This window comes from Streptomyces sp. NPDC052225 (genome assembly GCF_040679615.1).
Classification (GTDB): Bacteria; Actinomycetota; Actinomycetes; order Streptomycetales; family Streptomycetaceae; genus Streptomyces.
Map to the genome: position 1 here is coordinate 49,007 of NZ_JBFAVD010000028.1, position 10,988 is coordinate 59,994.

The window sequence follows — 10,988 nt, forward strand, 5'->3', positions numbered from 1 at the left end:
TCCGCTACGACGGGGCGCCCGAGACAAAGACGCCGTCGAGGCCGGTCGCGAAGCCGCCGTCCTTCGTCGCGCCCGACGACAGCCCGGGGACGAACGACGCCTTCCTCCGGCACCCGCCGCCGTCCTGGTCGAGCTTCGCGACGCCCGCCGAGGTGCCGATACAGGTGTCGCCCTCGGGGCCGCCCTCGCCCGCTCCCGCGGTGGCGGGGCCGTACTGCGGACAAGTCGGCGGACTCCGCAACTCCGGGGAAGGCTCCGGTCAATCTACGGACAATTCGGCGCAGATCCCTCCGGATTGACCACGTACGGCCGGGCGCGGGCCCGAGGAGTAGCCAAGGTCACGAAAATGTATCGGGCATATCGAACATCAACCTTCACAGCAGCAACACCAGTTGGCTACGGTGCTGCGCGGGCAGTCCGTCCCCCCGCCCGCGAACAACGCGGCGACCGGACAGCCCCCGCTGAGTTCCGTACGCCGCAAGGCAGGGAACCGGGGACCCACCGACCTTGGGGTGAATCGGCCCAACGGCCCGGCAGCACCGGGCAGTTGACCGTAGGGCAGCCTTCCGCACGACGAGCACCACCCGCCCGAACCCGACAGCTAACCCGGTAGGCGGACCATGGAAGGAGTCGCCTGCCTTGGCGTCGCACCGCAAGCCGCGCAGCCGGTCCCGGATATCCGGCGGCCTTCGTACGACACCCGCCGTCGGCATCACGACCGCCGCGCTCACCTCCGTCGCCCTGCTCTCGCAGACGGCCCAGGCCGCCCCCACGCAGCCCCACAAGCCGAGCATCGAAGAGGTGCAGAAGAAGGTCGACACCCTGTACCGGCAGGCCGAGGTGTCCACGCAGAAGTACAACGCGGCCAAGGAACGGACCGAGGGCAAGAAGAAGCAGGTCGACAAGCTCCTCGACGACATCGCGCAGCGCACCGAGAAGATGAACACGGCGCGCCAGAAGCTGGGCCGGTTCGCCGCCGAGCAGTACCGCACGGGCGGCATCAGCGACACGGCGACGATGTTCCTCGCGGACGACCCCGAGGACTATTTCTCGCAGCGCCAGCTGATGAGCCGGCTCACCGACGAGCAGAAGAAGGCCGTCGACGACTACCAGGTCCAGCAGCGCACCACGGCGAAGAAGCGCACCGAGGCGCAGGCCAGCCTCAAGGACCTCACCACGTCGCAGACCGAGCTGAGGACCACCAAGCAGGACGTGCAGACCAAGCTGTCCGACGCGCGGGAACTGCTCTCCAAGCTGACGGCCGAGGAGAAGGCGCGCCTCGCGGCCATCGAGAAGGCGAAGCAGGAGGCGGCCGAGAAGAAGGCCGCCGAGCTCGCCGCACAGCAGAAGGCCGCGGAGGAGGAGAAGCGGAAGGCCGCCGAGGAGGCCGCCGCCAAGGAGCAGGGCTCCACGGACTCGTCGGACTCCTCCGGGTCCGCCTCGGACACGTCCGACTCGTACGCCACCAAGGCGGCGAAGGCGCTCGCGTTCGCCAAGGCCCAGGAGGGCAAGCCGTACGTGTGGGGCGCCACGGGCCCGGACTCGTACGACTGCTCGGGGCTCACGCAGGCCGCGTGGAAGGCGGCGGGGATCTCGCTGCCGCGCACCACCTGGGACCAGGTCGAGGTCGGCACGACGGTGCCGCTCTCCGACATCCAGCCGGGCGACCTGGTCTTCTTCTACGACGACATCAGCCACGTCGGCCTCTACCTCGGCGACGGCATGATGATCCACGCGCCGAAGCCGGGTGCGTACGTCCGCGAGGAGTCCATCTACTACGACGGCACGTCGTCCATCCACAGCGTGGTGCGGCCCGCCTGACCCCTCGGATCCCTCAGGTCCACAGAACGGCGATGAAGATGTTCGCGATCGTGAGTCCGCCGACGGTCGCGAACAGGGCCTTCTCCGCCTTCTCCTCGTCGCGCTTCACGTACACGATGCCGAGGATGACGATGAGGATCGCCAGCTTCACACCGATCTTGATGTTGTTCACGGTGTTGTCGTCGGCCTGATTGAGGCCGACGAGGGCGACACCGGTCACCAGCATGGTCAGCGCGCCGTGCAGCATGGCCTTGTTGAAGCGGGCCGCGCCCTGCCCCATCGCGGACATCTGCGTGAGGAAGCCGCCGAGCAGGGAGGCGATGCCGATGATGTGCAGGCCGACGAAGATGTGGATGAGTACGTCCATGAGGCGGAGCGTAGCCAAGCGGTGATCGCCGGCCGTCACCGCTCCCCCATGGACTCCACCGCACCCCACCCGGACATCCGCGGGCACGCGACTGTCACTCTCCGACACCGCTCACAACAAACGGGCCAGTTGCGAACAATCCGCCACCAACCCGTTACGCCGAGGTTTAGCGTCCTTCCTCAGGTGACCGGCTCCCCACCGCCGCCCGGGCCAGGGGCGGCAGTCGGACACCACCGCCGAGAAAGGTCCGGCGGCGGCCCGCTCCCCCTGTGCGGGCCGCCGCCGGACGCGTAAGCAGGACGTTCCGAAAGGACGTGGCGTCACGTGCCGGCAGCGCACCGCAAGCCCCGACAGCGCTCGCTCAGTGGCAGTACGGCCCGCACAGCGGCCACCCTCGCCCTCGCCTCCGCGGCGACCGCCACCGTCTTCGACGGCGGCACGGCGCACGCGGAGCCGCACCTCTCCCCCACCGAGGTGAAGGCGAAGGTCGACAAGCTCTACCAGGAGGCGGAGGTCGCCACCGAGAAGTACAACGGCGCGAAGGAGAAGGCCGAGAAGGCCCAGAAGAAGGTCGACAGTCTCCAGGACGAGGCGTCGCGGCGCACCGAGGCCCTCAACTCCCAGCGGCAGAAGCTGGGCTCGATGGCGGCGGAGCAGTACCGCACCGGCGGTGTCGACCCGACCGTCCGACTGCTCCTCTCCTCCACGCCCGACCGCTACCTGGACGAGGCGGCCCTCGCCGACCGGGTCGGCACCCGGCAGGCCGCCACGATCGCGCGGGTCCGCAAGGAGCTGCGCGAGATCGACCAGGTGCGCGGGAAAGCCGACGGCACGCTCTCCGAACTGCGCGGGAAACAGCGGGAGTTGGAGCGCCAGAAGAAGACGGTGACGAAGAAGCTGGGTGAGGCGAAGCGGCTCCTCGACCGCCTCGACCCGGCCGACCGGGCGCTCGCCTCCGGCGGCACGGACGGCCCGGGCGCCTCGTACGGCACGGACGGCTCCGGTCACGCCTCGCGCGCGACGTCCCGCGACGACCTCACCGCCGACCTCGGCAAGGCGTCCAACTCCCGCGTGGCAGCGGCGATCTCCTACGCGCAGGGCGCCCTCGGCAGCCCGTACGTCTGGGGCGCGACCGGGCCCAACGCCTTCGACTGCTCGGGCCTGACCCAGGCCGCGTACCGCGCCGCGGGCGTCTCGATCCCCCGCACCACGTACGCCCAGATCAACGCGGGGCAGCGCATCCCCAAGTCCCAACTCCATCCGGGCGACCTGGTGTTCTTCTACTCCGGCATCAGTCACGTCGGCCTCTACATCGGCAACGGCCAGATGATCCACGCGCCGAACCCGTCCGCGCCCGTGCGGATCGCGCCGATCGACCAGATGCCGTTCGCAGGGGCCACGCGCGTGGCGTGAGCCGCGTGATCTACTTCTCCCAGTTTCGGAACTGGGGGAACGCGCATGACGGACAAGCCCGTTGACGGTACGGAGCCGCTCGGCGTGCTCGGCGAGGACGAGCTGGCGCGGCGGTTCGAGGAACAGCGGTCGCGGCTGCGTTCGGTGGCGTACCGCATCCTCGGCTCGCTCAGCGAGGCCGACGACGCGGTGCAGGAGGCCTGGATCCGGGCCGCCCGCGCCGACACGTCCGAGGTCACGAACCTGGCGGGCTGGCTGACCACGGTCGTCGCCCGGGTCTGCCTCAACATGCTGCGCTCGCGCACCACCCGCCGCGAGGACCCGCTCGACGAGCGGCCCGCCGACCCGGAGCTCGGCCCCGACGAGCAGGGCCACCCCGAGGAGGAGGCGCTGCTCGCCGACGAGGTCGGCGTGGCGCTCCTGGTCGTCCTCGACACGCTCTCCCCCGCGGAACGGGTGGCGTTCGTCCTGCACGACACGTTCGCGGTGCCCTTCGAGCAGATCGCCCCGCTGCTCGACCGCACCCCCGCGTCCGTACGCCAGCTCGCCAGCCGGGCGCGGCGCCGGATCAAGGGAGCGCGGCCCGCGCCGGACGCCGACCAGTCGCGCCGCCGCGGCGTGGTGGAGGCGTTCCTCGCGGCGACCCGGGGCGGCGACTTCCAGTCCCTGCTCTCGCTCCTGGCCCCCGACGTCGTCCTGATCGCCGACGCGGCCGTCATCCCGACCCCGCAGCCGGTCCGCCTCGCCGGCGCCCGCGTGGTGGCCGAGAGCGCGATGGCGGCGGTCGCCCGGGCCCGCCACACGGGCATGGCCCTCATCGACGGCGTCCCCGGCCTGGTCATGGCCCGCGCCGGCCACCTGGTCCTGGTCCTCACGTTCGCGTTCGACGCGGAGGGGGCGATCACGGGCATCGAAGTGATCGCGGAGCGCGGGGAGTTGGAGAAGCTGGAGATCGTGGCGGCGTAGGGGGCGGTGCGGAGCGGTCTCGGATGCGCCGGGAGCGCAGGCGGTCACGTCTCCGGCCAGGACGGCGCGGGCCGGCCATCTGAGGTGTGCGTGGTTGCCGTGACGAAGGAGACCGCCTCAGACGGTGAGTGGGCCGGGACCGATGAGGTCCCCGCCCCGGCCCCACCGGTCACAACACCCTGAGCGCCGCCGCCGTGGCCGCCGCGAGGCGCTTCAGGTGGCCCTTGGGGAGTTCCGGCGTACGGACGACGACCGAGCGCCAGTACAGCGGGCCCGAGATCAGGTCGAGGGCCAGGTCCTCGTCGAGGCCGTCGCGCAGGTCGCCCCGGGTCACGGCCGAGCGCACGATGCCGCTGGCCACCCCATGCTGTCCTTCGCGCAGCGCCTTCTGCATGGCGTCGGCGATCTCCGGGTTGCGGGCCGCCTCGGCCTGGAGGTCGGGGATGATCTGGCCGGCCACCGGGTGCTTCAGGGCGCGGGACGTCACCTGGTAGAGGAGCAGCAGGTCGCCCTCCAGGGTCCCGGTGTCGGGGGCGGGCAGGCCTTGCACCGCTATGGCGGAGACCAGGTCGAGGACGAGGTGGAGCTTGGAGCGCCACCGGCGGTAGACCGCCGTCTTGCCCACGCCCGCGCGCCGTGCGATGCCCTCGATGGACATGCGCGCGTAGCCGACGGCGGCGAGTTCCTCGAAGACGGCGGCGCGAATGGCTTCCGTCACGTCCTCACGGAGTACTGCCGCACCTGCGGGGGCCCTGCGACGCGTCGGCTTGGCGGAGTCGGCGTTGGTCGTCATGGGGAAAAGCATAGGGCCGTAACGACGAAACGGTTGCGTTCCGACGTCGAATGGTCCTAGTCTCGCGTCACGACGATACGGATCCGTCCCGACGTAAACGGGAAGCAAAAGCACGTCGAAGAAGCGGGTTCCGGCGTCGTCCCCCACCCTTCGAGCGAAAGCAGCGGATGTGAGTCAGGTCCTGGACACGCCTCCCGCACCGGTCTCCTTCACGGGGAGCGGCGCGGAGGACCCCGCCGTCCTCGCCGCCCGGTACGGGCTGACCGTCAGCGGCGCACGCCCCTCGCTGCCCGAGTACGTACGCCGGCTGTGGCAGCGGCGGCACTTCATCACGGCCTTCGCCACCGCCAAGCTCACCTCGCAGTACAGCCAGGCGAAGCTCGGCCAGGTCTGGCAGGTGGCCACGCCACTGCTCAACGCGGCGGTCTACTTCTTCATCTTCGGCGTCCTGATGGGGACCAGCCGGGGCGTGCCCGACTACGTTCCGTTCCTGGTCACGGGCGTCTTCGTGTGGACGTTCACGCAGTCGTCCGTGATGGCGGGCACCAAGGCGATCTCCGGCAGCCTCGGACTCGTACGGGCGCTGCACTTCCCGCGCGCCTCGCTGCCGGTCTCCTACTGTCTCCAGCAGCTCCAGCAACTGCTGTTCTCGATGGTCGCGCTGGTCGTCATCCTGCTCTGCTTCGGCGTCCCGCCGACCATGTCCTGGCTCCTGGTGATCCCGGCGCTGGTGCTCCAGTTCGTCTTCAACACCGGGCTCGCGCTGATCATGGCGAGGATCGGCGCGCACACCCCGGACATCGCGCAGCTCATGCCGTTCCTGCTGCGTACGTGGATGTACGTGTCCGGCGTGATGTGGAGCCTGACGCATCTGTCGGCGGGCAAGGACTTCCCGCCCGTCCTGATCGCGCTGCTCAAGGCCAATCCGGCCGCCGTCTACATCGACCTGATGCGGTTCGCGCTGATCGACAGCTTCTCCGCGGACCAGCTGCCGCCGCACGTCTGGGCGCTGGCCGTGGGCTGGGCGCTGCTCTTCGGTGTCGGCGGGTTCATCTACTTCTGGAAGGCAGAGGAGACGTACGGCCGTGGCTGAGACCGAGCACATCAAGGACCGGCTGAACGACCAGCGGGTTCCCACCGTCATCGTCGACGGCGTCGACATCGTCTACCGGGTCAACGGCACGGGCGCGGGCCGCGGCTCCGCGACCGCCGCGCTCAGCCGGATCATCGGCGGCAAGAAGAAGGCCGAGCAGCGGGCGGGCGTACGGAAGGTGCACGCCGTACGGAACGTGTCCTTCACCGCGTACCGCGGCGAGGCCATCGGACTCATCGGCACCAACGGCTCCGGCAAGTCGACGCTGCTCAAGGCGGTCGCCGGGCTGCTGCCGACCGAGAACGGGCAGATCTTCACCGACGGCCAGCCCTCGCTGCTCGGCGTGAACGCGGCGCTGATGAGCGACCTCACCGGCGAGCGCAACGTCCGGCTCGGCGGCCTCGCGATGGGCATGAGCCGCGAGCAGGTGCGCGACCGCTACGACGAGATCGTCGAGTTCTCCGGCATCAACGAGAAGGGCGAATTCATCACGCTGCCGATGCGCACGTACTCGTCGGGCATGGCGGCCCGGCTGCGGTTCTCCATCGCCGCCGCCAAGGACCACGACGTGCTCCTGATCGACGAGGCGCTCGCCACCGGCGACCGGTCCTTCCAGAAGCGCTCCGAGCAGCGGATCCGCGAGCTGCGCAAGCACGCCGGCACCGTCTTCCTGGTCAGCCACAGCAACAAGTCGATCCGCGACACCTGCGACCGGGTGCTCTGGCTGGAGCGCGGCGAGCTGCTGATGGACGGGCCGACCGAGGAGGTGCTCAAGGAGTACGAGGCGTTCACCAATCACCCCAAGTCGGAATCCAGGCCCAAGTCGGAACCTAAACGCCCGAAAGCCGCTCTTCCCTCGTGAGGCCCATCAGAAGCACACCGAACTTACCCTTTTGTCCGTTTAGTGCCACTATGGTGCGCCTGAGCGGTCAGCAAAAGAGGACAAGGAGCGCGTGTGCAGGCCACGGCCAACCCCCGGCTGAGTGTGATCGTCCCCGTCTACAACGTCGAGCTGTATCTCGACGAGTGCCTCAGGTCCCTGGCCGCCCAGACCTTCACCGCCTTCGAGGTGGTGATGGTCGACGACGGTTCGGCCGACGGGAGCGCGGCGATCGCCGAGGAGTGGGCCGCGCGCGACCCCCGCTTCCGCCTGATATCCCAGCCGAACCGGGGCCTGGGCGCCGCCCGTAACGCCGGGGTGCGCGCGATGGCCCCGGGCTCCGCGTACCTGGCCTTCGTCGACAGCGACGACACCCTCCCGCCGAACGCGTACGAGCTGCTCGTCGAGACGCTCGACGAGACCGGCTCCGACTTCGCCGCCGGGAACGTGACGCGGTTCAGATCCGCGGGCCACGTGCAGTCCCCCGTGCACCGCGCCCCGTTCGCCGCGACCCGCCTGCGCACGCACATCTCGAAGTTCCGGCCGCTGCTCACCGACCGCACCGCCTGGAACAAGGTCTACCGCCGCACCTTCTGGGAGCGGCACGCGCTCGCGTATCCCGAGGGGATGCTCTACGAGGACGCGCCGGTCAGCATCCCGGCGCACTACCTCGCCGACGCCGTCGACGTACTCAGCGAGCCGATCTACCACTGGCGCGAGCGCGAGATCGGCGAGCGCTCCATCACCCAGAACCGCACCGACCCGCGCGGCCTGACCGACCGGGTCCGCTCGATCCGGATGGTGCGCGACTTCCTCGGCGAGCGGACCGGCTCCGACCCGATGTACGCGGACCACCTCGCGGTCTACGACCACAACGCGCTGTACGAGGAGATGCCGCTGTTCTGGAAGGTGCTGCCGGGCTCGGACCCGGCGTACCGGACGGCGTTCCTCGACCAGGTGGGGCAGCTCGCGCGGGACATCGGACAGGACAAGGTCCGTGCGCTGCCCGTACCGCACAAGCTGAAGATCTATCTGACGGTGCACCGGCGCGTCGACGAGCTGATCGCGCTCCTGGAGTACGAGAAGAAGCACGGCGGTTCGATCCCGGTGGCGGGGGTCCTGAAGCCGCGCGCCGCGTACCCGTTCCTGGACGCGTCGCGGCCCGTGCCGGACTCCGTACTGCGCCTGGACCACCGGGAGTTGGGGCTGCGCAGCCGCCTCGACACGGCGACGTGGGACGACGGAAAGTTGCGGTTGAGCGGCTGGGCCTTCGCGCGGCAGCTCGGCGCCGAGTCACGCGCGCAGTCACTGAAGACGCTGGTCCTGAGCGAGAAGGGCGGCCGCAAGAAGGTCGTCGTCCCGGCGCGCAGCCACTACGACCCGGAGGCCACGGTCGCCTCGGGCGCGGAGTTCCGGCACGCGGACTGGGCCGGGTTCACGGCCACCGTCAACCCGGAGCGGCTCAAGCGGCGCGGCCGGTGGACCGACGGGATCTGGCACGTGCGGATCGCGGTCGGCGGCACGCATGCGACGCCCCGCCGCGGCCCGCTGCACGGCGCCCGCACCGGCACCGGCCAGACGCCGCCCGCCCACTGGGTCTCCCCCGACGTCCGCGTCGCCCCGCAGATCCAGGGCGGCATCCTCCAGCTCCGCGTGGAGACGGCACAGGCCCGCGCCCTCGACGTCCGGTACGAGGACGGGGACTTGACCGTACGAGGTGTGCTGCGGACCGCGCCGGAAGGCCCCGCCGCGCTGCGTCTGCGCTACCGCGAGGCCGGCCGGGTGCTGCTCGCGCCGCTGGAGCTCGGCCTGCCGGACGGCGACGGCCGGGTGCCGTTCACGGCGCGGGTGCGGGAGGCCGATCTGCGCGAGGCGCGCGCCGGCCACGAACGGCTTCGCCCGACGCAGGCCGAGCGGTCGATCGCCCGCTGGGACACGTCCGTGCTCCTCGGGCCCGAGGACGCCGAGCGGCCCGTCCGTCTCGCTCTCGTGCTCGACGACCGCGAGGGGTACAGCGGGGCCCAATTCCCCAACGGTGAGAGGGCGTTGTACGCGCGGCGCTCCCCCGGCGGCTACCTCCAGCTCGTCGACCAGCCCGCCCAGCCGCTGGTGGAGCGGGTCACGGCCGACGCCGACGGCACCGTCACGCTGACCGGCACCTACCCGGCCGCCGGCGCGCACGCCCTGCGCCTGATCCTGCGCCAGACGTGGTCGGGGCACGAGTACGCGTTCCCCGCCGAGGCCGTCGACGGCACCTTCCGCGCGGCCTTCACCCCGGCGCCGCCGCACGCGGGGCTTCCCCTGCGCTCCGGTTTCTGGTGGCCGTCGGTGGAGCACGCGGACGGCACCCGCAGTTCGGTGCAGCTCGCCCCGGCCGCCCAGCGCGACCTGCCGGCCGAGGTGACCGCGGGCGGCAAACGCATCGAGCTCCAGGCCCGCCAGTACGACCAGCTCGCCCTGCTCGCCCACTCCGAACTGCGGCCCGCCGAGCGCAGCCGCCACCGCCAGACCCGGCTGCGCGAGCACACGTACCCGCTGGCCCGGCACGAGCCGCTGCGCGACGCCGTCGTCTACGACGTCTTCGGCGGCCGCATGTACGGCGACTCGCCCCGCGCCATCCACGAGGAACTGGTGCGCAGGGGCGAGGAGTTGGACCACCTGTGGGTGGTGCGCGACGGGCAGTGCGAGGTGCCGCCGACCGCGCGGGCGCTGCGCGTGCACAGCCCCGAGTACTACGAGGCACTCGCCCGCTCCCGGTACATCGTCGGCAACACGCACTTCCCGACGTGGCTGGCGCGGCGCCCCGGGCAGCAGATCGTGCAGACCTGGCACGGCACCCCGCTCAAGCGCATCGGATTCGACTTCGACAACGAGCACTTCGCGTCGACGGCGTACCTGGAGGACCTGGACCGCGAGCGCCACCAGTGGTCGATGCTCCTGTCCCCGAACCGGTTCTCGACGCCGATCCTGCGCCGCGCCTTCCGCTACGAGGGCGACCTCGTCGAGGCGGGCTACCCGCGCAACGACGTCCTCCTGGCCCCCGACCGCGCCAAGCGCGCCGCCGAGGTCCGCGAGCGGCTCGGCCTGCCCGAGGGCAAGAAGGTCATCCTGTACGCGCCGACGTGGCGCGAGGACAAGCAGCGTCACCGGGGCGGCTTCCTGCTCGACCTGCGCATCGAACTCGACGCGGCGAAGCGGGTGTTGGGCGAGGACCACGTGCTGCTCGTCCGGCCGCACGCGCACATCGCCGAGCCGGTGCCGGGCGCCGGGGACGGGTTCGTCTTCGACGTCTCCGCACAGGCCGGGGTCACGGACGTGATGGACCTGCTGCTCGTCACGGACGTCCTGGTCACCGACTACTCGTCGATCATGTTCGACTTCGCGGTGACCGGCCGCCCGATGCTGTTCTTCACGTACGACCTGGAGCACTACCGGGACCGGCTGCGCGGCTTCTACTTCGACTTCGAGGAGCGCGCGCCGGGCCCGCTGCTCGCGACGTCGGACGCACTGATCGCGGCGCTGCGGGACACGGCGGCGGCCACCGCCCCGTACGAGAAGGCGTACGAGGACTTCCGCGCGGCGTTCTGCGACCTGGACGACGGGCAGGCGGCGCGCCGCGTGGTGGACCGGATGCTGGAGAAGGGCGGGGTGTGAC

Annotated in this window: 9 protein-coding genes and 1 riboswitch; of the genes, 6 read left to right on the forward strand and 3 right to left on the reverse strand. The window is 70.9% G+C overall.

What is annotated here, in order from left to right:
* Nucleotides 1-4 precede the first annotated feature (4 nt).
* Nucleotides 5-241, reverse strand: a complete 237-nt coding sequence (locus AB0L37_RS31685) for a hypothetical protein (RefSeq protein ID WP_365513146.1) — start codon at nucleotides 239-241, stop codon at nucleotides 5-7.
* Between the two features lie 208 nt (nucleotides 242-449).
* A riboswitch (cyclic di-AMP (ydaO/yuaA leader) is annotated at nucleotides 450-632 on the forward strand.
* A gap of 7 nt (nucleotides 633-639) precedes the next feature.
* On the opposite strand from AB0L37_RS31685, the gene AB0L37_RS31690 reads away from it, so the two are divergent.
* A complete protein-coding gene (locus AB0L37_RS31690; protein ID WP_365513149.1) occupies nucleotides 640-1,821 on the forward strand; it encodes an NlpC/P60 family protein in 1,182 nt (393 codons plus the stop codon).
* A gap of 13 nt (nucleotides 1,822-1,834) precedes the next feature.
* Here AB0L37_RS31690 and AB0L37_RS31695 read toward each other — a convergent pair whose 3' ends face one another.
* A complete protein-coding gene (locus AB0L37_RS31695; RefSeq protein WP_365513152.1) occupies nucleotides 1,835-2,188 on the reverse strand; it encodes a hypothetical protein in 354 nt (117 codons plus the stop codon).
* Between the two features lie 324 nt (nucleotides 2,189-2,512).
* On the opposite strand from AB0L37_RS31695, the gene AB0L37_RS31700 reads away from it, so the two are divergent.
* Complete coding sequence (locus AB0L37_RS31700) at nucleotides 2,513-3,601, forward strand: NlpC/P60 family protein (RefSeq protein WP_365513153.1); 1,089 nt, start codon at nucleotides 2,513-2,515, stop codon at nucleotides 3,599-3,601.
* A 45-nt stretch (nucleotides 3,602-3,646) separates the two neighbouring features.
* A complete protein-coding gene (locus tag AB0L37_RS31705) occupies nucleotides 3,647-4,567 on the forward strand; it encodes a sigma-70 family RNA polymerase sigma factor (protein ID WP_365513155.1) in 921 nt (306 codons plus the stop codon).
* A 169-nt stretch (nucleotides 4,568-4,736) separates the two neighbouring features.
* On the opposite strand, the gene AB0L37_RS31710 is transcribed toward AB0L37_RS31705, so the two are convergent.
* Nucleotides 4,737-5,360 (reverse strand): TetR/AcrR family transcriptional regulator, encoded by a 624-nt coding sequence (locus AB0L37_RS31710; protein ID WP_365513158.1) that lies wholly within the window; start codon nucleotides 5,358-5,360, stop codon nucleotides 4,737-4,739.
* A gap of 169 nt (nucleotides 5,361-5,529) precedes the next feature.
* Here AB0L37_RS31710 and AB0L37_RS31715 point away from each other — a divergent pair, with 169 nt between their 5' ends.
* From AB0L37_RS31715 to AB0L37_RS31725, 3 genes are all read left to right on the forward strand, one after another.
* Nucleotides 5,530-6,453 (forward strand): ABC transporter permease, encoded by a 924-nt coding sequence (locus tag AB0L37_RS31715; protein WP_365513161.1) that lies wholly within the window; start codon nucleotides 5,530-5,532, stop codon nucleotides 6,451-6,453.
* The gene (locus tag AB0L37_RS31720) at nucleotides 6,446-7,315 is read left to right on the forward strand and encodes an ABC transporter ATP-binding protein (protein ID WP_365513164.1); all 870 of its coding nucleotides are present in this window, start codon (nucleotides 6,446-6,448) and stop codon (nucleotides 7,313-7,315) included. Before AB0L37_RS31715 ends, AB0L37_RS31720 begins: the two co-directional genes overlap by 8 nt.
* A gap of 93 nt (nucleotides 7,316-7,408) precedes the next feature.
* Nucleotides 7,409-10,987 carry a bifunctional glycosyltransferase family 2 protein/CDP-glycerol:glycerophosphate glycerophosphotransferase gene (locus AB0L37_RS31725; protein ID WP_365513167.1) on the forward strand — a complete coding sequence of 1,193 codons (3,579 nt, stop codon included), beginning with the start codon at nucleotides 7,409-7,411 and terminating at the stop codon, nucleotides 10,985-10,987.
* Nucleotide 10,988: the final 1 nt, after the last annotated feature.

Coding starts and splice junctions, on each gene's coding strand:
- AB0L37_RS31710 (WP_365513158.1), bottom strand. CDS start 5,360: ATGACGACCAACGCCGACTCCGCCAAGCCGACGCGTCGCAGGGCCCCC.
- AB0L37_RS31695 (WP_365513152.1), bottom strand. CDS start 2,188: ATGGACGTACTCATCCACATCTTCGTCGGCCTGCACATCATCGGCATC.
- AB0L37_RS31705 (WP_365513155.1), top strand. CDS start 3,647: ATGACGGACAAGCCCGTTGACGGTACGGAGCCGCTCGGCGTGCTCGGC.